At 58.7% G+C, this 19747-nt stretch carries 24 protein-coding genes; 15 read left to right on the forward strand and 9 right to left on the reverse strand.

What is annotated here, in order from left to right; translation table 11 throughout:
- Position 1: 1 nt before the first annotated feature.
- Together OK409_RS05235 and OK409_RS05240 are read right to left on the reverse strand one after the other, a co-directional pair.
- Positions 2-409 (reverse strand): hypothetical protein, encoded by a 408-nt coding sequence (locus OK409_RS05235; protein WP_010244987.1) that lies wholly within the window; start codon positions 407-409, stop codon positions 2-4.
- A 165-nt stretch (positions 410-574) separates the two neighbouring features.
- Positions 575-1690 carry an ABC transporter substrate-binding protein gene (locus OK409_RS05240; protein WP_052271956.1) on the reverse strand — a complete coding sequence of 372 codons (1116 nt, stop codon included), beginning with the start codon at positions 1688-1690 and terminating at the stop codon, positions 575-577.
- A gap of 346 nt (positions 1691-2036) precedes the next feature.
- Between OK409_RS05240 and OK409_RS05245 the strand changes: the two genes are divergently transcribed.
- The 6 genes from OK409_RS05245 (at position 2037) to OK409_RS05270 (ending at position 8488) form a co-directional block, all read left to right on the forward strand.
- The gene (locus tag OK409_RS05245) at positions 2037-3191 is read left to right on the forward strand and encodes a mandelate racemase family protein (RefSeq protein ID WP_010244993.1); all 1155 of its coding nucleotides are present in this window, start codon (positions 2037-2039) and stop codon (positions 3189-3191) included.
- Positions 3192-3359: 168 nt separating this feature from the next.
- Entirely contained in the window at positions 3360-4946 is a 1587-nt protein-coding gene (locus tag OK409_RS05250; protein WP_264366895.1) for an ABC transporter substrate-binding protein, read from the forward strand.
- Positions 4943-5974 (forward strand): ABC transporter permease, encoded by a 1032-nt coding sequence (locus OK409_RS05255; RefSeq protein WP_010245000.1) that lies wholly within the window; start codon positions 4943-4945, stop codon positions 5972-5974. Before OK409_RS05250 ends, OK409_RS05255 begins: the two co-directional genes overlap by 4 nt.
- Positions 5971-6876 (forward strand): ABC transporter permease, encoded by a 906-nt coding sequence (locus OK409_RS05260; RefSeq protein WP_010670128.1) that lies wholly within the window; start codon positions 5971-5973, stop codon positions 6874-6876. The genes OK409_RS05255 and OK409_RS05260 overlap by 4 nt, the downstream gene beginning before the upstream one ends.
- Positions 6848-7714 carry an ABC transporter ATP-binding protein gene (locus OK409_RS05265; RefSeq protein ID WP_010245006.1) on the forward strand — a complete coding sequence of 289 codons (867 nt, stop codon included), beginning with the start codon at positions 6848-6850 and terminating at the stop codon, positions 7712-7714. The genes OK409_RS05260 and OK409_RS05265 overlap by 29 nt, the downstream gene beginning before the upstream one ends.
- A gap of 9 nt (positions 7715-7723) precedes the next feature.
- The gene (locus OK409_RS05270; protein ID WP_010245009.1) at positions 7724-8488 is read left to right on the forward strand and encodes an ABC transporter ATP-binding protein; all 765 of its coding nucleotides are present in this window, start codon (positions 7724-7726) and stop codon (positions 8486-8488) included.
- A gap of 70 nt (positions 8489-8558) precedes the next feature.
- On the opposite strand, the gene OK409_RS05275 is transcribed toward OK409_RS05270, so the two are convergent.
- Entirely contained in the window at positions 8559-9197 is a 639-nt protein-coding gene (locus tag OK409_RS05275) for an RpiB/LacA/LacB family sugar-phosphate isomerase (RefSeq protein WP_264353028.1), read from the reverse strand.
- Between the two features lie 139 nt (positions 9198-9336).
- Here OK409_RS05275 and OK409_RS05280 point away from each other — a divergent pair, with 139 nt between their 5' ends.
- The 3 genes from OK409_RS05280 (at position 9337) to OK409_RS05290 (ending at position 10988) form a co-directional block, all read left to right on the forward strand.
- On the forward strand, positions 9337-9666 hold the full coding sequence (locus OK409_RS05280; RefSeq protein WP_010245017.1) for a cupin domain-containing protein: 330 nt from the start codon (positions 9337-9339) through the stop codon (positions 9664-9666).
- A 265-nt stretch (positions 9667-9931) separates the two neighbouring features.
- Positions 9932-10171 carry a hypothetical protein gene (locus tag OK409_RS05285; protein ID WP_010245020.1) on the forward strand — a complete coding sequence of 80 codons (240 nt, stop codon included), beginning with the start codon at positions 9932-9934 and terminating at the stop codon, positions 10169-10171.
- Positions 10172-10493: 322 nt separating this feature from the next.
- Complete coding sequence (locus OK409_RS05290; protein WP_264366832.1) at positions 10494-10988, forward strand: AAA family ATPase; 495 nt, start codon at positions 10494-10496, stop codon at positions 10986-10988.
- 19 nt (positions 10989-11007) lie between these two features.
- Here OK409_RS05290 and OK409_RS05295 read toward each other — a convergent pair whose 3' ends face one another.
- Positions 11008-11901, reverse strand: a complete 894-nt coding sequence (locus OK409_RS05295) for a dihydrodipicolinate synthase family protein (RefSeq protein ID WP_264366833.1) — start codon at positions 11899-11901, stop codon at positions 11008-11010.
- A gap of 125 nt (positions 11902-12026) precedes the next feature.
- Between OK409_RS05295 and OK409_RS05300 the strand changes: the two genes are divergently transcribed.
- From OK409_RS05300 to OK409_RS05320, 5 genes are all read left to right on the forward strand, one after another.
- Positions 12027-12341 (forward strand): antibiotic biosynthesis monooxygenase family protein, encoded by a 315-nt coding sequence (locus OK409_RS05300; RefSeq protein ID WP_010245030.1) that lies wholly within the window; start codon positions 12027-12029, stop codon positions 12339-12341.
- Position 12342: 1 nt separating this feature from the next.
- Complete coding sequence (locus OK409_RS05305; RefSeq protein WP_264366834.1) at positions 12343-12753, forward strand: amino acid-binding protein; 411 nt, start codon at positions 12343-12345, stop codon at positions 12751-12753.
- Entirely contained in the window at positions 12731-13441 is a 711-nt protein-coding gene (locus tag OK409_RS05310) for an ArsR/SmtB family transcription factor (RefSeq protein WP_264366835.1), read from the forward strand. The genes OK409_RS05305 and OK409_RS05310 overlap by 23 nt, the downstream gene beginning before the upstream one ends.
- A 323-nt stretch (positions 13442-13764) precedes the next feature.
- A complete protein-coding gene (locus tag OK409_RS05315) occupies positions 13765-15072 on the forward strand; it encodes an MFS transporter (protein ID WP_122458509.1) in 1308 nt (435 codons plus the stop codon).
- Positions 15073-15082: 10 nt separating this feature from the next.
- Positions 15083-15892 (forward strand): molybdate ABC transporter substrate-binding protein, encoded by an 810-nt coding sequence (locus tag OK409_RS05320; RefSeq protein ID WP_010245039.1) that lies wholly within the window; start codon positions 15083-15085, stop codon positions 15890-15892.
- Here the strand turns inward: OK409_RS05320 and OK409_RS05325 are convergent.
- Together OK409_RS05325 and OK409_RS05330 are read right to left on the reverse strand one after the other, a co-directional pair.
- Entirely contained in the window at positions 15867-16766 is a 900-nt protein-coding gene (locus OK409_RS05325; RefSeq protein WP_033767197.1) for a LysR family transcriptional regulator, read from the reverse strand. The two genes, OK409_RS05320 and OK409_RS05325, sit on opposite strands and share 26 nt — an antisense overlap.
- Positions 16767-16780: 14 nt before the next feature.
- The gene (locus tag OK409_RS05330; RefSeq protein WP_010670119.1) at positions 16781-17272 is read right to left on the reverse strand and encodes a MarR family winged helix-turn-helix transcriptional regulator; all 492 of its coding nucleotides are present in this window, start codon (positions 17270-17272) and stop codon (positions 16781-16783) included.
- Between the two features lie 73 nt (positions 17273-17345).
- Here OK409_RS05330 and OK409_RS05335 point away from each other — a divergent pair, with 73 nt between their 5' ends.
- A complete protein-coding gene (locus tag OK409_RS05335; protein ID WP_010670118.1) occupies positions 17346-18284 on the forward strand; it encodes a quinone oxidoreductase family protein in 939 nt (312 codons plus the stop codon).
- Here OK409_RS05335 and OK409_RS05340 read toward each other — a convergent pair.
- The 3 genes from OK409_RS05340 to OK409_RS05350 are packed head-to-tail and all read right to left on the reverse strand — an operon-like array spanning position 18271 to position 19746.
- On the reverse strand, positions 18271-18720 hold the full coding sequence (locus tag OK409_RS05340; protein ID WP_033779212.1) for a thiol-disulfide oxidoreductase DCC family protein: 450 nt from the start codon (positions 18718-18720) through the stop codon (positions 18271-18273). The genes OK409_RS05335 and OK409_RS05340 overlap by 14 nt on opposite strands.
- Positions 18689-19312, reverse strand: a complete 624-nt coding sequence (locus OK409_RS05345; RefSeq protein ID WP_264366836.1) for an AAA family ATPase — start codon at positions 19310-19312, stop codon at positions 18689-18691. The genes OK409_RS05340 and OK409_RS05345 overlap by 32 nt, the downstream gene beginning before the upstream one ends.
- Positions 19309-19746: a PTS sugar transporter subunit IIA gene (locus OK409_RS05350; RefSeq protein WP_010245049.1), complete on the reverse strand. Its 438-nt coding sequence runs from the start codon at positions 19744-19746 to the stop codon at positions 19309-19311. The genes OK409_RS05345 and OK409_RS05350 overlap by 4 nt, the downstream gene beginning before the upstream one ends.
- Position 19747 lies beyond the last annotated feature (1 nt).

Consider the following 19747-nt stretch of genomic DNA (forward strand, 5'->3'; position numbering starts at 1 on the left):
CTTAAGCGCTACGCTGACGTAACGCAAGTTGCACATTCGCCAGCAGCAGCAGCGCTACCACCAGCGTCGAAAGCGTCACGCCCAGCGGGATGACAGCGGCGGCATCACGGCTGTGAATAAACGCATTGACGATAGCGATCACAATCGCCACCAGCCAGAGCCAGAAATGACTCTTTTCCGCACTGTCACTGCCGCGGAACAGATAAACCAGCGCGATGAGTCGCGGCACAATCGCCAGTATCAGTCCCAGCGCAATCAGCCAGCCTGCGGCATCCGTCCAGAACAACACAAAGGTCTGGCTATAGAGAATATCGAACAGCCAGGCCGCGACAAAAAAGCCCAGCGGCACCGGCTCCAGCAGAGCGTACAGCGTCACGGCAAAGGCCGATCTTCCCAGGGTATTGCGCATGTTTTTCTCCATTTTTAACGTGAATGCGGACCGCGTCAGACGTCGCGCTGCTCAGAGCAACTGACTCCGCGCCTGTAAAAGATTAGTAAATCTGAAGAGAAACAGAGGGTTTATTCAGGAGGAATTGCAAATCAGGCGGATGACGTCCCTGTCATCGCCGGTCAGTCAGGGTTTATCAGCGGGTAAAGTGACCCAGTATCCTGGCTGATAAGGCAGCGGCAGGAACTTCTCGTGGAACGTGCGGAAGGTGGCGTCCGGATCCAGATCGGCAAACAGATCGGGATGCAGCCATTTCGCCAGCGCCTGGATAGCCACAAACTGGTAAGGGCTGTCGTAGAACTGATGCCAGATGGCGTGGACATTGCCGTTGTGCGCCACCGGCAGGGTTTTAAAAGCATCGCGCATCATCAGCCCCTTAAGACGCGCGGTAGCCTCGGTGACATTGGCACCCGGACCGACGCCGACCCATTTGCCCACGGTATTGTAATTCTTCCAGTTAGCGCCGGTCACCACCACCACATCCGGCTGGCTGGCGATAATCTGTTCCGGGTTAACGGTGCCGAAGGTGCCAGGGATCAGATCTTTAGCGATGTTACGACCGCCCGCGATCTCGACCATCTGACCAAAGTTTTCATTGCCAAACGACATGCAGCACTCGTCGCTGTAGCCGCCTGCACGGTCAATCATCACTTTCGGGCGGTAGCCGGTAAAGTTCTTCAGACGCGAGGTGACAAGGTCAATCTGCTGCTGGCGGAAGGTGATAATTTCCTGGGCACGCGCCGGTTTGTTCACCAGTTCGCCCATGATGCGGATACTTTTCTCAGCATTCACCATCGGCGCTTCGCGGAAATCGATAAACACCACCGGCACGCCTACTGCCTGCAGTTTTTCAATCAGTTTGCCTTCATCGGTGGCGGCTTTGGATTCCAGATTCATCAGCACCAGATCGGGCTTCAGGGTTAACGCCTGCTCGACGTTGAAAGTGCCATCTTTCGCACCGCCAAAGGTCGGTAATTTTTTAATTTCCGGATAGCGTTTTTCATAAGCCTGATAACCGTCCCAGTCCGCTTTCGGGAAATCGTCACGCCAGCCAATCACCCGTTTGAACGGGGCATCGGGTTCAAATGCCGCCAGCAGATACATCTGACGGCCCTCACCCAGAATAATGCGTTTTGCCTCCTGCGGCACCTCGACCTGACGGCCTGCGACATCGGTAATCATTTTGGCCGAAGCCGTCCCTGCCAGCGTGAGCAGCCCCAGCGCTAAAAACCATTTTTTCATTGTAAAAACCCGCACAAATGATAATGAGAATTATTAATGTAAAGCGGCGTTACTATCACCTAAAACAGTGGTCAGGGGAAGTCATCCGGTTAAATGTTTTTTGCGGCGGGGTTAACTGGCGGAGTTTCGCTCAAAGAGATCCCTTGAGAGGAAAAAGCGCAGCGTGTCGCTGCTCACAAAACGGTCAGCTTTCGTGAATATGTTCACAACACCCTGGGCAGTTGCACACATATTAGCCATTAATCGTATCGTTTTGGCTAATGCGTTAATGAATTGTGAAGGCTAGATTGAAAATGAAACAGCGTTTTAATAATTCATCAGGACAGACTGCCACAGGAGCTTAACCGTGAAGATCAGCGCCATTGATGTCACCCTTTTTACCTATCCCACCCAACGCTGCGCCGACAGCGCCGGACACTCCCACCCTGGCCCGGAAAATGATGCGCAGATGGCGCTATTGACCCTGACCAGCGAGGAAGGCGACTGTGGTTACGCCTTTGCGCCGCCGGAAGTGGTGCGATCCCATGTGGTTAATGCCTTTTTCCGCAAAGTGCTGATCGGTCAGAACGCCTTTGACCGGGAGCGTCTTTGGCAGGATCTGGTGCACTGGCAGCGCGGCAGCGCCCATCAGCTCACCGAGCGGGCGCTCTCCGCTGTGGAGCAGGCATTGTGGGATCTGATTGGACGGAAGCTGAAACAGCCTGTCCACAAACTGCTGGGCGGCTATCGCGAGAAGATTCCGGCTTACGGCAGCACCATGTGTGGTGACGAGCTGAGCGGTGGATTATCAACGCCGGATGAGTATGCGCAGTTCGCGGAAAAGCTGGTGGCGCGCGGGTATCAGGCAATCAAGCTGCACACCTGGATGCCGCCGGTCTCCTTCGCACCCAGCCCGGCGATGGATATCAAAGCCTGCGCGGCGGTGCGTGAAGCGGTGGGCCCCGATATCGCGCTGATGCTGGACGGCTATCACTGGTACAGCCGCAGTGACGCGCTGACCATCGGCAAGGCGCTGGAAAAGCTTAATTTCGCCTGGTTCGAGGAGCCGATGGAGGAAGAGAGCATGGCCTCTTACGCCTGGCTGGCCGAAAACCTCTCTATCGACGTGCTTGGTCCGGAGAGCCTGGGCGGTAAACATCACAGCCGCGCCGACTGGGTGCGTGCCGGAGCCTGCGACATTCTGCGAGCCGGAGCCAACGGCGTAGGCGGCATCTCGCCCACCCTGAAAGTGGCGAATCTGGCTGAAGCCTTTGGCATGGATTGCGAAGTGCACGGCAACGGTGCGGCCAGCCTGGCGGTGGTCGGGGCGATCCGTAACTGCCGCTGGTATGAGCGCGGCCTGCTGCATCCCTTCCTGGATTATGAAACACCGCCCGCCTACCTCAACAGCCTGATCGATCCGATGGACGATCAGGGATTTGTCACCCTGCCGACCCGCAGCGGGCTGGGTGAGGATATTAACTTCAGCTGGATTGAGACGCACACGCTGAACCGCTGGTAAATCGCACTACCGAAGTACGGCAAACAATAATAACCCCGTCGCCCGCCTGCTGCCTGCCATCCCGGTGGCCAGCAGCAGGCAGAGTCGTAAACGGGAAAACCTCTGACCTGCTGGACTTTACCTATGACCCTGACACAACGATGTGGCGCGTGGCTGATCACGCTGCTGATGCTGACGGGCAGCGCGTCAATCCAGGCAAAGACCCCGGATGACCAGCTGATCGTCGGCATGAATATGAATAACCTGCTCACCCTGGATCCGGCCGCTATGACCGGCAACGAGGTGGTCGGCATTGTAGTGAATCTCTATGACGGTTTGGTCGAGCTGAACCCGCAGCAACTCACCGAGGTGCGCCCGGCGCTGGCGGAACGCTGGTCAGTCAGCCCGGATAACCGCACCCTGACTTTTCACCTGCGCGACAACGTCAGGTTTCACTCCGGCAATCCGCTGACCAGCGCCGATGCGGTCTGGTCGATGCGGCGGGTGCTGCATCTGAACCTCGCGCAGGCGTCGGTGTGGAAATCGTACGGCTTCAGCCGCGACAATGTTGACCAGATGATTACCGCGCCCGACGACCGCACGCTGGTGATCACCCTGCCCAGACCTAACGATCCGCAACTGGTGATCTACTCGCTGGCGGCGCTGGGCAGCATGGTGGTGCTGGACAGCAAAACTGTGCAGCAGCATGAGGTGGATGGCGACTGGGGCAACCGCTGGCTCACCACCCATGAAGCGGGCTCCGGCCCGTTCCGGCTGGATGTATGGCAGGCAAAAGATGTGCTGCGCATGAGTCGTGCGACCGATTACTGGCGCGGCGAGGCGAAGATGTCGCGGGTGGTGTTCCGCCATCTGCAGGAGTCGCAGACCCTGCGGCTGATGATGGAGAAAGGCGATCTGGATATCGCCAGTAACATGGCGATCCCCGACGTGCGCGCCCTGCGGCACGACCCCGACCTCACCATTGATGCGGTAAGAAAAGGAACGATCTACTACCTGGCGATGAGCATGAAAGATCCGCACTTCGACAATATCAAAGTGCGGGAAGCGGTACGCTACCTGATCGATTATCAGGGCATCAATAAAAGCCTGATGACCGGCTATGGCGAGCTGCATCAGCGCCCGATTCAGGCTGGCATGCCCGCCACGCTGCCCGATCCCGGTTACCGGCTCGATGTGCCGCGCGCCCGCGCACTGCTGGCTGAAGCGGGTTATCCGGACGGCTTCGACACCACGCTGCGGGTGCTGGCCGATCAGCCATTTCTGAACATCGCCATCGCCGTGCAGTCGACGCTGCTCCAGGGCGGGATCCGCGCAAAAATCATCACCGGCACCGGTAACCAGATCTATGGCGCGATGCGCGACCGCCAGTTCAGTCTGCTGGTCGGACGCGGCGGCAGCGGCGTAGAGCCGCATCCCCACTCCAGCCTGCGCGCGCTGGTCTATAACCCGAATAATGCTGACAGCGCCCGGCTGACCAACTTCCAGGGCTGGCGCACCGGTTTCTATGACGCGCAGCTCAACAGCATGATCGATCAGGCGCTGGTGGAGCGCGACAAAACCCGCCAGCAGCAGGCCTATTACGCCATCCAGCAGCGCTATGACCAGCTGGTACCTGCACTGATGCCGATTTCACAAATGCTCGACTCCGTGGTGGTCAGCAACCGGGTGCAGGCTTATCAGCCGCATCCCTCAGCGACCACCTTCCTCCGCGATGTCTGGAAAACCCCTGAAGCCAAAGCGGGAGGCACCCTATGATCCTGACCCTGACCCGAACTCAGTGCCGCCGCATCAGCCATCGCGCGGTGCAGGTAGTGATTACCCTGTTCGGCCTGCTGCTACTGACCTTTTTTATTGGCCGGGTAATGCCGCTGGATCCGGTGCTGGCGATTGTCGGCCCCGACGCCGATCAGGCCACCTATCAGCAGGTTTATCACCAGCTCGGCTTTGATAAACCGCTGTGGGTGCAGTTTGGCATCTACCTTAACGCGCTGCTGCATGGCGATCTCGGCCATGCGCTGCTCACCGGTCAGCCGGTGGTGCATGACATTGTGCGCGTCTTTCCGGCAACCGTAGAGCTGGCCACGCTGGCGATTGTGATTGGCGCAGGACTGGGCGTGCCGCTGGGTGTGCTGGCGGCGGCGCGTCGCAACAGCGTCATCGACTATGTGGTGCGGATGCTCAGCCTGGCCGGTTACTCCACCCCAATCTTCTGGGTCGGCATGATTGGCCTGCTGCTGTTCTATGCCCATCTCGGCTGGGTCGGCGGCGCAGGTCGGGTGGACTTCAGCCTGGATGGCATCGTGCCACGTCGCACCGGCTTTATGCTGATTGACGCCCTGCTGGCGGGCAACAGTCAGGTGTTCTGGAATGCGCTGAATCATCTGGTGCTGCCCGCCTCGCTACTCGGCTTTCACTCCATGGCCTATATCAGCCGCATGACGCGCAGCTTTATGCTCGCGCAACTGTCGCAGGAGTTCATTCTGACCGCGCGGGTCAAAGGCCTGACTGAATGGCAGGTGATCTGGCAGCACGCCTTCCGCAATATCCTGGTGCAGCTGCTGACCGTGGTGGCGCTGGCCTATGGCTCGCTGCTGGAGGGCGCGGTGCTGATTGAAACCGTCTTCTCCTGGCCCGGCTTTGGCTCCTACCTCACCGGCAGTCTGATGCTGGGCGATATGAATGCGGTGATGGGCTGTGTGCTGGTGGTGGGTCTGATTTTTGTGCTGCTTAACCTGATCTCCGACCTGCTCTATCAGGTGTTCGATCCGAGGACCAAAGTATGACGATCTCTTTTGACGCTGCGTCTGTGAGTCATTCCCGTGAGCGGCTGGTGCGCTGTCAGCGTTTTGCTGCCCGCTGCGGCTATTTCCTCTGGCGCATGGCCTGTAATCCCCTGACCGCGATTGGTGGTGGCATTGTGCTGGTGCTCTGCATCGTGGCGCTGTTCGCGCCCTGGATCGCGCCGTATCACCCGCTGGTTCAGGATCTGAACAATGCGCTGACGCCTCCCGGCGCGGCCCACTGGTTCGGCACCGACGAGTTTGGCCGGGATATCTTCAGTCGTCTGGTGTGGGGCGCACGCATCACGCTCTACATCGTGCTGCTGGTATCGGTCACCGTCGGGCCGCTGGGCCTGCTGCTGGGCGTCACCGCCGGTTATTTTGGCGGCAAAGTCGACGGCGTGCTGATGCGCGTCACCGATATCTTTATCTCCTTCCCGAGCCTGGTACTGGCGCTGGCCTTTGTTGCCGCGCTGGGGCCGGGTCTGGAGCATGTGGTGATCGCGATTACACTCACTGCCTGGCCACCCATAGCCCGTCTGGCCCGCGCTGAAACGCTGTCGCTGCGTCAGGCGGACTTTATCTCGGCGGTGCGCTTACAGGGCGCGTCGCCGTTGCGGGTGCTCTGGAAGCACATTATTCCGCTCTGCCTGCCGTCGGTAATTATCCGCATCACCATGAATATGGCGGGCATTATCCTCACCGCCGCCGGGCTGGGGTTTCTTGGGCTGGGCGCGCAGCCGCCGGATCCGGAATGGGGCGCGATGATCGCCAGTGGCCGCACCTACATGCTGGAGTGCTGGTGGGTGGTGACCGTTCCCGGTCTGGCGATCCTGATTAATAGCCTGGCATTTAACTTCTTAGGAGATGGCCTACGTGACCTGCTCGATCCCCGCAGTGAGTAACGCCTCGCCGTTGCTCGACGTGCGCGATTTGCACGTGAACTTTGTTAACGGACGCCAGATTACGCCGGCGGTGCGTGGCGTCTCCTTTCAGCTCGGTCAGGAGAAGCTGGCGATTGTCGGTGAGTCCGGCTCCGGTAAATCGACCGTGGGTCGCGCCCTGCTGCAGCTGCATCCGGCTAAGGCGCGCATTGAGGCGAGCCGGATGCAGTTTGGCGATATCGACCTGTTGCACGCCAGCCCGGCAGAGATGCGCGCTATTCGTGGCAAACGCATCTCGATGATTATGCAGGACCCGAAATATTCGCTGAATCCGGTGATCCGGGTGGGCGAACAGATTGCCGAAGCCTGGCGCAGTCACCATCGCGGCCAGAAATCGGCGGCACGTCAGCGGGCGCTGGCGATGCTGGAGGAGGTGCAGATCCGCGATCCTGAACGGGTATATCAGCTCTATCCCCATGAGATTTCCGGCGGCCAGGGGCAGCGCGTGATGATTGCCATGATGCTGATCACCGAGCCGGAACTGGTGATTGCCGATGAGCCCACCTCTGCGCTGGATGTCTCGGTACGCCTGCAGGTGCTGGCGCTGCTGGATGATCTGGTGAAAGCGCGCGGTCTGGGACTGATTTTTATCAGTCACGATATCAATCTGGTGCGCAGCTTCTGCGATCGGGTGCTGGTGATGTATGCCGGGCGCGTGGTGGAGTCGCTGGCCGCCAGCGAACTTGACCGCGCGCAGCATCCCTATACTCAGGGACTGCTGGCAGCACTGCCCGACCTTGATCGGCGGCGCACGCGTCTGCCGGTGTTACAACGTCACGCCAGCTGGCTAACTGACTAAGGAGTTACGATGATTGAGGTGAAAAATCTCAACCTGAGTTTTGGTGAAGAGGGTCGCCGTAATCAGGTGCTGTTCGACGTCAGCCTGCAGGTTAAACAGGGTGAAATCTTCGGGCTGGTCGGTGAGTCGGGCTCGGGCAAAACCACGGTACTGAAGTGTCTGGCGGGCCTGTTTAATCACTGGCAGGGAGAGCTGACCATTGATGGCCAGCCGCTGGCGCACCGCATCGATCGGGCGCGCTGCCGTCAGGTGCAGATGGTGTTTCAAGACCCTTATGGCTCGCTGCATCCGCGTCACACGCTGGGCGATATCCTTGAAGAGCCATTACAGATTCAGGGTATCGGGCAGCGCCAGCAGCGCGTCGTGGCGATGCTGGATAAGGTCGGGCTGAATCGTGCCTGGCAGACGCGTTATCCGCACCAGCTTTCCGGTGGTCAGCGTCAGCGCGTGGCGATTGCCCGGGCACTGATTTTAGAGCCGCGCGTACTGCTGCTGGATGAGCCGACCTCCGCGCTGGATGTTTCGGTGCAGGCGGAGATCCTCAATCTGCTCAGCGATCTGCAGCAGCAGGAGAACCTGACCTATCTGATGGTGACACACGATCTCGGCGTGGTGGCGCACCTCTGCCATCGCGTGGCGGTTATGCAACAGGGCAAGGTGCTGGAGACGCTGGATGTGCCGACGCTGGTGGCCGACCGCGCCGCGATGCCCTACACCCGGATGCTGGTGGAGGCGAGTCGCCATTACAATCCGGCGCTGGCGCAGCAGAGCTGACGTTCAGCTGATGTCGGGAAAGAGAGAATAAAAAAAGGCCGGTCAGACCGGCCTTATGACCCCGGATGCGTTAGTGGGTCAGCTGACGCACAAAAGCGACGATTTCCTGATTTTTGCCATGCTCAAACAGACACTGCTGGAAGCGTGGGCCACTAACGGCAGTACGCACCAGTTCAGGGTCGATGGCGCGCACCGTGTCGAGGTAGTTCTCTTTGATCACGGCAGCTTTGACCTGATTCAGCAGACCGGCATTACGCACCTGCGGCTCTTTACGCTCTGGCGGATAGCCATTGCCCTTCTCGCCGGTGAAGGCTTTTTCAAAGATAAAGCGCAGGTTAAGTTCAGCGCCCCAGCCAAAGCCTTTGGCGAACGGCAGAGATAAGGCATTACCGTTGTTGATCTGGGCAAACAGGTAGGCATCCGCCGGATCGATACAGTAGCCGCAGACGACGCCCGGGTGAATGTTAAGCGACATCAGCGCGCCCTGCCCGGTGCCGCAGCCCGCGACCACGAAATCCACGGCCTGGCTGTTGAGCAACACGCTGGCCTGAATGCCGAGGTGAATATAGGTCAGGTGGTGATCCTGCTCATCGCTCATACCGACGTTGAAGACCTGATGGCCCAGTGGCTGTGCGACGCCTTCCAGTTCTTTCAGCACGGTAACGTTTTTAGCGGCCTGGCTGTTTTCCATCATTAACGCGATTTTCATGATCTACCCTTATAAATTAATTGAAACACCGTTTCATTTTAGTGAAAAACCACTAAAGTGCATAAACTAATTCACCCGAGCGCTGTGAGATCCATCACAAAACGGTCACCGCAGCAGGGGCAACCGCAGGAGGATTGCGATGTTTATCTACCATAAAGAGCGACCACTGGAAGATCTGGGCAACGGCGTGACCCGCCGCGTGCTGGCGTACGGCGGCACCATGATGGCGGTAGAAGTGATTTTCGAGAAAGAGGCTGTCGGCCCGCTGCATCACCATCCCCACGAGCAGCTGACCTACGTGCTGAGCGGACGTTTTGCCTTCACCATCAATGGTGAAACGCGTGAGGTGGGCGCAGGAGATACGCTCTACAAAGCGCCCAATGTGGTTCATGGCTGTGTCTGTCTTGAGGCGGGCACCTTACTGGATACGTTTACACCGCAGCGCGAAGATTTCCTGACCGCTAAATAATGCATGCGGCCCGGTGGGCCGCCTGTTGAACTGACGCAGGACTGACCTGGTTTTCCCGTCTCCGCATCCTGCTTCAGGCCCGCAGAATTTTTCTGAAATTCCATCTTCCGCTAACTTAATGATTAGCTGACATTTACGCCGCAACCGCGCTGCGCTTAGCTTCGTCCTGAAAATCAATCGGGCAGATTTCTGTACAAATTACGAATCGTTGTATAAGTTTAATAGCAACCGCCGAACATTTTTTAACCCGAAACAGGACAATACTATGCCAATGCAAAACACCCTCACGTTGCCGGTGAATCACAGTGGCCCGGTCAAAAATGAGTTTAGTTCATCCTTTGCCGTGTCTGAACAGGACAAACTCAACTTTCTGATCGAAGAGTTACTGGAAGCGGGCAAGGAAAAAAGCTGTATGGAACTGCTGCGCCACCTGGCATCCGCAGACAGTGCAGAAGAAGAGGCATGCTGCCGCGAACTGCTGACGTTGCTGATGGCACAAAAATGAAGTCAGTTGCCAGCTGTTCAGCGCAGATTCACCCCTTTCTGAAAGCGTATCTGATATCCCACGCTACGCCTGAGCGCACTTCCCCGTTCAGGCGTGTCAACGTGCCCAGCGAAAGCCGCGGTTTTTTCTGAATGCAGTAACACCCGCAGCAGCGAAGGCTGTTACGCGCGGTAAATCCGGGTTTTACTCACCAGCAACTTCCTGCTTCTCATTGCTTATCTCTCCCCTGTTTTGTTAGCCTGAATCCCGCTTCGGCGAGACCTGCTTTACTTTCCCTTCGCGTAATGCGCGCGGTTCACTATCAGGCTGACACAGGAGTGATATGACCATGACTTTTGCCCCCGCCACGCTGCATCTGCTGTGTGGAAAAATTGCCTCCGGGAAATCGACGCTGGCGGCTGAGCTGAGCGCCGCCCCCGGTTGCGTGGTGATCAGCGAGGATCAGTGGCTCGCCGCGCTTTATAAGGAGGAGATGCAGTCGGTGGCCGATTACGTGCGCCATGCAGCAAAACTCAGAAAGGCGATGACGCCTCATCTGGTCGCGCTGCTTAACGCAGGCGTGTCGGTGGTGCTCGATTTTCCTGCCAACACCCGGGCGAATCGCGACTGGATGATGTCGGTGATTCAGGCATCCTCTGCCGACCATCGCCTGCATTATCTGGACGTACCGGATGCGCTGTGTAAATCGCGCCTGCACGCCCGAAATCAGGACGGCGAACACGCCTTTGCCGCAACGGACGAGCAGTTCGCGCTGATTACCCGCTATTTCGAAGCGCCGCAGGAGGAAGAAGGCTTTAACCTGGTGCGCCACGGTTAATGCCTTCTGGCGCGGGATCTTAAGAGAGGTCGAGTGCCGCGAGCACGTCAGCAATCTGCTGGCAGTCCGCCGCAGAGAGCGGTAACAGCGGGCGCGGCAGACAGTCGCGTTCGGTCAGTCCCAGCAGCCCCGCCGCGGCGCTGATCACCCGGAAACTGCCGCCATGCTGGCGGAACAGCGCCCATAACGGCTGCAGGCGATCGGACTGCGCCCTGACGCTCTGATGGTCGCCTGCGGCCGCCGCTTCGGTCATCGCTTTTGCAACGCGCGGAAAGAGCCCACCGCACACCGAATACCAGCCATCACAGCCCGCAATCAGCCCGTTGGCGGCAGAAGCATCGCCACTGACGCCAATCGATACGGCATCTGGCAGCGTGCCGCGCAGTTGAGCGAGGCGATCGTTAGCCGCAGATTGCTCCGCCGGTACACCAGGAATTTTCACTGACCCGACACCGGAAAGTGTGGCGATCCGGCTCAGCAGCGCATCGGAAAACGTAAAATGGGTGGTGCCGGGATTGTCATAGATACAGACTGGCACCGAGGCGTGTCGCGTCACGGTCTCGAAAAGCGTGAACACCTCATCTTCATTCAACGTCTGATAACCCAGCGGCGGCAGCAATAACGCGGCCGCGCCCGCCTGTTGCGCGTCCTCCGCCAGCGACAGCACCTCGTCAGTGCCCACCGCACCAATGCAGATCATCACCGGAATCGACTCTGCATGTTCCACCGCCAGTCCTGCGATGCGCCTGCGCTGCGCGCGGGTGAGATAGGCGTAGCTGCCGGTGGACCCCAGCACGCCAAGGGAATCGACTTTTGCATCAGTCAGCCTGCGCAGCAGCCGCAAAAAAGCCGCTTCATCGGGCTTGCCTGCCGCAAAGGGAGTAAGGGGGAACGCACTGAGTCCGCTGAACATATCATCTGCTCCATTACAAGATTGCACCGGCTGGAGGTCGCCCCTGCAGCCATATTTCGTTACCGGCCGAAGCATCAACCCGCCCCGCCCGCTATTTTTGCGCTATCACCCAAAGGAGAATAGCGATGATTGCCGTACTATTTGAAGCCGAAGCCCGACCCGAACACCAGATGCGTTACCTGCAACTGGCTGCCGACCTTAAACCGCTGCTGATGCAAAACAGCGGGTTTATCTCTCTTGAGCGCTTTCAAAGCCTGACCGATGAGAAAAAAATTCTCTCGCTCTCCTGGTGGCGCGATGAAGAATCGGTGCTGGCCTGGAAGCGCAACCTCTGTCACCAGGCCGCACAGCGTGAAGGCCGCGAGACCCTTTTTGCCGGTTACCGTCTTCGCATCGTTACGCTGATCAGAGAATATGCCTCACAACAGGGAGTAAATTAACATGTTCGATATTCATGTCATCCTGCAAAATAGTCCAGGCACACTTTCCCGGCTCACCACGCTGCTGGGCCGTCATGGGATTGGCCTGGAAGGCGGCGGTCTGTTCTCCTTTGGTGAACAGAGCCACGCTCATTTTCTGGTCGAGGAAGGCGAACGGGCACGGGCCGTGCTGGAAGCCGGGGGTATCGCCGTCGAGGCGGTTAACGTCCCGCTTATACGCAGGTTACCGCAACAGCGTCCCGGCGAGCTGGGGGCGATCACTGCACGCCTTGCCGATGCCGGAATCAACATCCTGGTGCAATACAGCGATCACGCTAACCAGCTGATCCTGATCACCGATAACAATCGATCAGCCGACGGGCTGACCACAGAATGGGCACGCTTATCTGATGGCAACACCACAACCGCATAACGCACCTGACGATAGCGAAGCACTTGAGAATGCGATTGTGGGCGTCGCCGCCGCAATGGCCGATGCGTCACGGGTGAAGATGCTGTCCGCGCTGATGGATGGACGCGCCTGGACCGCGACCGAACTCAGTGCCGTCACCGACGTGGCGCCCTCAACCGCCAGCGCCCATCTGAACCGGTTGATCACCAGCGGCTTGATCGTCTGCGTGGCGCAGGGGCGTCACCGTTATTACCGACTGACCGGCAGTGACATCGCTACGCTGATTGAGAACATGATGGGCGTGTCGTGGGGACGGATTGCCGCGCCGGCGAGCACCACCCCAACATCGCTTCGCTCCGCCCGCACCTGTTACGACCATCTGGCCGGTGATATTGCAGTGCAGATCTATGCCGCAATGGCGCAACAGGGCTGGATCACACCGGAAGGCAGCGCTGTCACCCTGTTGGGTCTGCAGCAGTTTGCGGCGTTGCAGATTGATCTGTCACAGCCCGGACGCCGCAGAGCCTGCTGTGGCTGTCTCGACTGGAGTGAGCGCCGGTTCCATCTCGGCGGCTACGCGGGTGCAGTACTGCTGAGTGCCTTTGAAACGCAAGGCTGGCTAACCCGGCAGCCTGGCTATCGCGAAGTGGTGTTTACCGTGGCGGGCGTCCGACATTTACATCAGATTTTTGGCATAACCTTTCCCTGACGCCTTGCTGCCTGCGTTCTGAACCCTTTTTGCCGCCAGACTCTGCGCTGATGGCCTCAGACAAGCCAGATTCCCCCTATTCGCCTGCAACACGCTTATGAAATCTGTCACATTTCCGCAAACTCCTCTCAGACCCACTAACAGGCACAAAAAAACCACCCCGCCACTTAACCCATTGAATCAAAATAATTTTAAGTGATAACGCCTGGCAATCATGCGGCTGGCACATTAATCGATGCCCTTTTTGCACTTATTTAGCGCCGGGCGCTGATCCACTCTTCAGTCACAGGCGCGGCAAAAAGCGTCATACCTTACTGGAGTTACTGATGCAGACAACCTCACCCATGACTCACCGCGCCAGGATTGGCGCAATATTCCGTGTTACCTCAGGCAACTTTCTCGAACAGTTCGACTTCTTCCTGTTCGGTTTCTATGCCACCTACATCGCCCATACCTTTTTCCCGGCCAGCAGTGAGTTCGCCTCACTGATGATGACCTTTGCCGTATTTGGCGCAGGGTTCCTGATGCGCCCGATTGGCGCGGTAGTGCTGGGCGCGTACATCGATAAGGTCGGTCGTCGTAAAGGGCTGATCGTCACGCTCTCCATCATGGCGGCAGGCACCTTTATGATCGTACTGATCCCCTCTTACCAGAGTATTGGCCTGTGGGCGCCGCTGCTGGTGCTGATCGGTCGGTTGCTGCAGGGCTTCTCCGCCGGTGCAGAGCTGGGCGGCGTGTCGGTCTATCTGGCAGAGATCGCCACACCAGGCCGCAAGGGCTTTTACACCAGCTGGCAGTCGGGCAGTCAGCAGGTCGCGATTATGGTGGCGGCGGCGATGGGCTTTATCCTCAACGCGGTGCTGGAAGAGAGCGCCATCCGTGAATGGGGCTGGCGCATTCCGTTCCTGTTTGGCTGCCTGATTGTGCCGTTTATCTTCCTGCTGCGTCGCAAGCTGGAAGAGACCCAGGAGTTCAACAACCGTCGCAGCCATCCCGATGTGAAGCAGGTGTTCCGCATTCTGCTCGCCAACTGGCAGGTGGTGATTGCCGGGATGCTGATGGTAGCGATGACCACGACAGCGTTTTACCTGATTACGGTTTACGCGCCGACCTTTGGCAAGAAAGTGCTGCTGCTCAGCGCCTCTGACAGCCTGCTGGTGACGTTGCTGGTGGCGGTGTCGAACTTTATCTGGCTGCCGATTGGCGGCGCGATCTCCGACCGCTTTGGCCGTAAGCCTGTGCTGGTCGCCATGACCCTGCTGGCGATCGTCACCACCTATCCGGCTCTGAGCATGCTGGCCGCAGCACCGGGCTTCTCGATGATGCTGGGCGTGCTGCTGTGGCTTTCAATGATCTATGGTCTCTACAACGGCGCGATGATCCCGGCGCTGACCGAAATCATGCCAGCGGAAGTGCGCGTGGCGGGCTTCTCGCTGGCCTATAGCCTGGCAACTGCGCTGTTTGGCGGGTTTACGCCGGTGATGTCAACCGGCCTGATTGAGATGACCGGCGATAAAGCCTCGCCAGGCTACTGGATGAGTTTTGCAGCAGTCTGCGCCCTGGGGGCAACACTTTATCTCTATCGTCGTACACGCAGTGCCGTATCACCTGCCCATGAAACCGTTAGCTGAGGAACGTAAAATGAAACTGAAAACGATGTCGCTTTACGCTGCTCTGCTGTTCAGCGTGGCGGGCAGCGCCACGGCGCAGGCAAAAGAGCTGACGGTGATGATCTCCGGCGGGTTTAAAGCAGCGTGGGATACGCTCTCGCCCCGCTTCGCCCAGCGTGAAGGGATCACTATCAACACCGTCGCCGGTCCGTCTATGGGCAAAACCCCGCAGGCGATTCCGGCCCGACTGGCGCGCGGTGAACCGGCCGATGTGGTGATTATGGTCGGCGATGCGCTAAGCGATCTGCAAAAACAGGGCGAGACGCTGCCGGGTTCACGGGTTGAGCTGGCGGACTCCCGCATCGGCGCGGTGATCAGACAGGGTGCCACGCCGGTTAAGATCGGCAGCGAAAGCGCGCTGCGTACTGCTCTGCTGAACGCCAGCTCCATCGCCTACTCTGACAGCGCCAGCGGTAAATATGTCAGCAGCCAGCTGTTCAGCCGCCTGGGCATTGAAGATCAGGTTAAGGGGAAAGCGGTGAAGGTTGAGCGCATCCCGGTGGCCTCAGAGGTCGCGGCCGGTAAATACGCTATCGGCTTTCAGCAGGTCAGTGAGCTGCTGCCGGTGCCAGGCGTCACTTTTATTGGCGAACTGCCGGACAAACTGCAATACACCACCCGCTTCGCCGGTGCCGTGGTGCGCAAGTCAGCGCAGCCGGATGAGGCGGCTAAGCTGCTGCGCTGGCTCGCCTCCTCTGAGGCACAACAGGCGGTGCACGCCAGCGGACTGCACACCGTGAAAGCGTCAAAACCGGTCAGAGACGCTGATACTGTTCAATAATCAGGTTCTCCAGTTCGCCCGCAATGTGCGACAGCGTCCGGCCATTTTTACGTAGCAGACCCACGGTGCGTTTCACCTGCGGATCGGTCAATGGAACCGCCATCAGCAGGGCGTGATCGTAGCCAGGCATCGACATGGCGGGGACGGCAGCAATGCCCAGCCCCGCCTCAACCATCCCCAGCATGGTGGTGACGTGCCGGGTTTCACAGATACAGGGTTTCTCCGGCATGATCGCCTGCAACGCCTGATCCAGCAGGTTGCGATTGCCGGAGGTTTTATCCAGCCCGACCCATTCATACTGATAAAACGCCTGCCAGCTCAGACTCTTTTTGCCAGCTACAGGATGGTCACGCCGACAGGCCGCCACGTAGGGATCATCCATCAGCGGCTGGAAATGCACATCCGGCTGCGAGCGGCTGGAAAAACTGATGCCAAAGTCGGCCTGACCGCCAATCACCGCGTCATAAACGTTAGCCGCACTGCTGTCGATCAGTTTGACTCGTACGCGGGGATAGCGCGCCTGAAACAGCCGGATAATGTTGGGCATAAAATAGTAGGCGGCTGACGGCACGCAGGCCACGGTGATCAGGCCGGTGCGTGCTAAGCTCACCTCACTGAGATCGGCCATGACCTCTTCAAAATCAGCCAGCAACTTATCCGAGCGCTGAGCAAACGCATGCCCCTTCAGGGTCAGCGTGACGCGGCGCGTGGTACGCTCAAACAGTTTGATCCCCAGCGAGGTTTCCAGCTTATCTATCCGGCGGCTCAGCGCCGACTGTGAGAGACAGATCGATTCTGCCGCCAGGCGAAAATTGCCAAACTCCACCAGCGCGCGAAACGCATAGAGATCGTTGAGATCGAAATTAACCGGCATAAATCCCTCTTCCCTTAAACCGCATCATGCTTGTCATCATTTTCGTCACCTTCCGTGAGGGTAAAATCGGTAACAAATCTGCTGAGCAGTTGCTCCAGCGCCTCGCGATCGCTGTCCGGCCAGTGCCGGAAAACGCGCTGATAGACCTGCACGCGCTGCGCATCGATTTTATCGGTCATCGCCCGGCCATCTGCGGTAATGGCTGCCTCGTTAATCCTTTTGTCCTGCTGATTTTTCTGCCGCACGACCAGCCCGGTTTCCTCCAGTTTCGCCACCTGACGGCTGACCGTGCTGTAGTCACGCCCCACCCGATCGGCCAGTTCGCCTACGCCGATCGGCCCGAACCGGCTGACCTGAACCAGCAGCGGAAACAGCGCCCGATCCAGTTCAATACCCGCCGCTTTAATCATCGCCATATCGCGCTGGGGGCGGTTAAGCGCGCCTGCAATCGTCAGCAGACAATTATGCAGCGCATCGTATTTATGTGTATTTTGCACGCTTTTCATTGACGCCATCCTGAGGCAGGAATAATGTGTGTACTTTACACCTAATAACTCCCAGACAGAAGGCAGACCAACCATGAAAGCAGCGATAATCGATCAGGCAGGCGCAAAACCTCACTACGGTGACAGACCGGAACCCCAGGCCGGTGAGCATCAGCAGCGGATCACCGTCAGAGCCGCAGCACTCAGCCAGCTGGCGAAAGCCCGGGCGGCGGGCAACCACTACAGCGCCGTTTCGCAATTCCCGTTTATTCCGGGCATTGACGGAACGGGCTACCTCGACAACGGCGAGGCTGTCTACTTTCTGGCTTTTGACTCCGCCTCGGGCAGTATGGCCGAGCGGACGGTGGTCAGTAGAGAACACATCATCCCACTGCCTTCTGGCCTTGATCCGGTGCTGGCAGCAGCTCTCGCGAATCCGGGCATGTCCTCCTGGACAGCGCTGACCCGTCGGGCCGCACTTCGCCCCGGCGAGACCGTGCTGATCAATGGCGCGACCGGCACTTCGGGTCGCCTGGCGATCCGCATTGCCCGCGCGCTGGGTGCAGGCAAAATCATTGCCACCGGCCGTAACAGAGAAACGCTGCAGCAGTTGCACAATGAGGGTGCTGATATCACTCTGACGCTGGATGCGCTGCCCACCGAACTCCCCGCCCTGATGGCAGAGGGCGTTGATGTAGTACTGGATTATCTGTGGGGTGAGAGCGCACTGGCAATCATGACTGCGGCGGTTCGGGGTGGCGAAAAAATCGTGCGCTTTGTGCAGATTGGTTCGCTGAGCGGGCAGGAGATTTCCCTGCACAGTAAGCTGCTGCGCTCATCCGGGCTAACACTGATGGGAAGCGGGCTGGGCAGTGTGCCAGACCGTGAACTGATCGCCTCAATAGGGGAAATGCTGCAGGCCGCCGGACCGCACGGTTTTACCATTCCTTTCCGGTCGCGTCCATTAAGTGATATCGCGGAGGAATGGCAGAGCGACGACAGCCGTTGCCGGACGGTATTTACCCTTCCGTGACCGTCTGCTCCACCTCATGCAGAAATCGACCAGGATAATCGGGTTGGATAGCGTGCTGGGCGCTGTAACGCCCAAACAGCTTATAGCGGTTTAACGCGATACGGTCGTAGGCAAAGTTACTGATCGCGTCGGGAAAGTGGCGCAGCACCGCCAGCCCGCGCCAGGGTGCCGGCAGGTGCTGCATCACGCGGAACACCGCCTGCGCCCGCAGCCAGTGCTGGTTATCGGCAATGTAGACAATGGTGCTGATGTTCTCTTCCGGCAGTCCGGCCCAGCGCAGCAGCGCTTTGCCCTGCTCGCTCTGCACCGAGGCAAAACGGACCTGCCGCGCCAGATGGTGACGCAGCAGGAACTGAACCCAGCCGTTGCACAACTTACAGACACCGTCATAGAGCACGGCGCTTTCACCGGTTTGCAGATAAGGGGGCGACGACATCCTGCAACTCCTCACTCCTCTGATGATGAACTGAAGTGTAGCGGGTTCTGGTCAGTTGCTGCTGCAGCCAGTGAATGACGGCAGCGTGATCCTGGGCGCAGGCATCAACCTCATACACCGGGCCCAGCGCCATCGGAGTGGCCTGTTGTGCCAGCTGGCGCAGTTCCGGCAGATACTCAGCCCCTGGATGGCCCGGCAGCCGCTGTGACAGCCGCGCCTGATAGCGCGCCACCGCCGCTTCCGGTTCAATCTTGAGCCATAGCTCCAGCGCCTCTTCCACGCCCGCCTGTTTCAGTCCCTGCTCCAGCAGCGTACGGGGCTGGAACCCAAACCAGGCGTCGATCAGCCAGATCTGACTGGCGGGAGCCTGCGCGACGATGTTCCAGATCGCCTGATAGGCCGCGCAGCCCAGTTGCCGGTTACGCTGGCGATCGACCGGCGCAAAAGCGTGCATAAAGGGTTCTTTCAGGCTATCGAGCGTCAGCACCGGCCAGCCAAAGTGTTGTGACAGCACGCGCGTCAGGGTGCTTTTACCCGAAGCCGGAATACCGTTAACCAGCACCACGCGTTTGGGGGGGATGTTTTGCGTCATAAGATATCGATGACCTCCGCGACACTGCTGGCCTGACGTAACCGGACCAGCGTTTCCTCATCTTCCAGCAGCGACACAATCGCGCGGATCCCCTCTTCTATATGCGCATTGCTGTCACGCGCGCCAAACATGATGACAATGTCCGCTTTGTCACTGCCCTCAAACGAGATCGGCTCATTCAACAGAATCATACTGAAACAGTCGCGGATCACCCCCGCGTCCGGTCGCGCATGGGGAATGGCGATCCCCTCTTCGAACACGTAGTAAGCGCCATGGGCCAGGGTATTGGCGATCACCGCATCAGGATAAGAGGCATCGAGATAGCCGCCACTGACCAGGGGTTCGGCAGCCAGCGCGATAACCTGACGCCAGTCCGTGGCGTCGATACCAATCTGAATAGCGTTTGCCTCTTGCAATAACTGCTTAATCGTCATC

This window comes from Pantoea sp. RG18 (assembly GCF_025910075.1).
Taxonomy (GTDB): Bacteria; Pseudomonadota; Gammaproteobacteria; order Enterobacterales; family Enterobacteriaceae; genus Pantoea; species Pantoea agglomerans.

What these genes read in the sequence shown, in the direction of transcription:
- OK409_RS05325 (WP_033767197.1), bottom strand. Translation starts at nt 16,766, where the DNA reads ATGCCGGTTAATTTCGATCTCAACGATCTCTATGCGTTTCGCGCGCTG.
- OK409_RS05260 (WP_010670128.1), top strand. Translation starts at nt 5,971, where the DNA reads ATGACGATCTCTTTTGACGCTGCGTCTGTGAGTCATTCCCGTGAGCGG.
- OK409_RS05350 (WP_010245049.1), bottom strand. Translation starts at nt 19,746, where the DNA reads ATGACGATTAAGCAGTTATTGCAAGAGGCAAACGCTATTCAGATTGGT.
- OK409_RS05235 (WP_010244987.1), bottom strand. Translation starts at nt 409, where the DNA reads ATGCGCAATACCCTGGGAAGATCGGCCTTTGCCGTGACGCTGTACGCT.
- OK409_RS05280 (WP_010245017.1), top strand. Translation starts at nt 9,337, where the DNA reads ATGTTTATCTACCATAAAGAGCGACCACTGGAAGATCTGGGCAACGGC.
- OK409_RS05285 (WP_010245020.1), top strand. Translation starts at nt 9,932, where the DNA reads ATGCCAATGCAAAACACCCTCACGTTGCCGGTGAATCACAGTGGCCCG.
- OK409_RS05330 (WP_010670119.1), bottom strand. Translation starts at nt 17,272, where the DNA reads ATGAAAAGCGTGCAAAATACACATAAATACGATGCGCTGCATAATTGT.
- OK409_RS05310 (WP_264366835.1), top strand. Translation starts at nt 12,731, where the DNA reads ATGGCAACACCACAACCGCATAACGCACCTGACGATAGCGAAGCACTT.
- OK409_RS05255 (WP_010245000.1), top strand. Translation starts at nt 4,943, where the DNA reads ATGATCCTGACCCTGACCCGAACTCAGTGCCGCCGCATCAGCCATCGC.
- OK409_RS05290 (WP_264366832.1), top strand. Translation starts at nt 10,494, where the DNA reads ATGACCATGACTTTTGCCCCCGCCACGCTGCATCTGCTGTGTGGAAAA.
- OK409_RS05275 (WP_264353028.1), bottom strand. Translation starts at nt 9,197, where the DNA reads ATGAAAATCGCGTTAATGATGGAAAACAGCCAGGCCGCTAAAAACGTT.
- OK409_RS05295 (WP_264366833.1), bottom strand. Translation starts at nt 11,901, where the DNA reads ATGTTCAGCGGACTCAGTGCGTTCCCCCTTACTCCCTTTGCGGCAGGC.
- OK409_RS05250 (WP_264366895.1), top strand. Translation starts at nt 3,360, where the DNA reads ATGCTGACGGGCAGCGCGTCAATCCAGGCAAAGACCCCGGATGACCAG.
- OK409_RS05270 (WP_010245009.1), top strand. Translation starts at nt 7,724, where the DNA reads ATGATTGAGGTGAAAAATCTCAACCTGAGTTTTGGTGAAGAGGGTCGC.
- OK409_RS05345 (WP_264366836.1), bottom strand. Translation starts at nt 19,312, where the DNA reads ATGACGCAAAACATCCCCCCCAAACGCGTGGTGCTGGTTAACGGTATT.
- OK409_RS05335 (WP_010670118.1), top strand. Translation starts at nt 17,346, where the DNA reads ATGAAAGCAGCGATAATCGATCAGGCAGGCGCAAAACCTCACTACGGT.
- OK409_RS05240 (WP_052271956.1), bottom strand. Translation starts at nt 1,690, where the DNA reads ATGAAAAAATGGTTTTTAGCGCTGGGGCTGCTCACGCTGGCAGGGACG.
- OK409_RS05320 (WP_010245039.1), top strand. Translation starts at nt 15,083, where the DNA reads ATGAAACTGAAAACGATGTCGCTTTACGCTGCTCTGCTGTTCAGCGTG.
- OK409_RS05340 (WP_033779212.1), bottom strand. Translation starts at nt 18,720, where the DNA reads ATGTCGTCGCCCCCTTATCTGCAAACCGGTGAAAGCGCCGTGCTCTAT.
- OK409_RS05300 (WP_010245030.1), top strand. Translation starts at nt 12,027, where the DNA reads ATGATTGCCGTACTATTTGAAGCCGAAGCCCGACCCGAACACCAGATG.
- OK409_RS05305 (WP_264366834.1), top strand. Translation starts at nt 12,343, where the DNA reads ATGTTCGATATTCATGTCATCCTGCAAAATAGTCCAGGCACACTTTCC.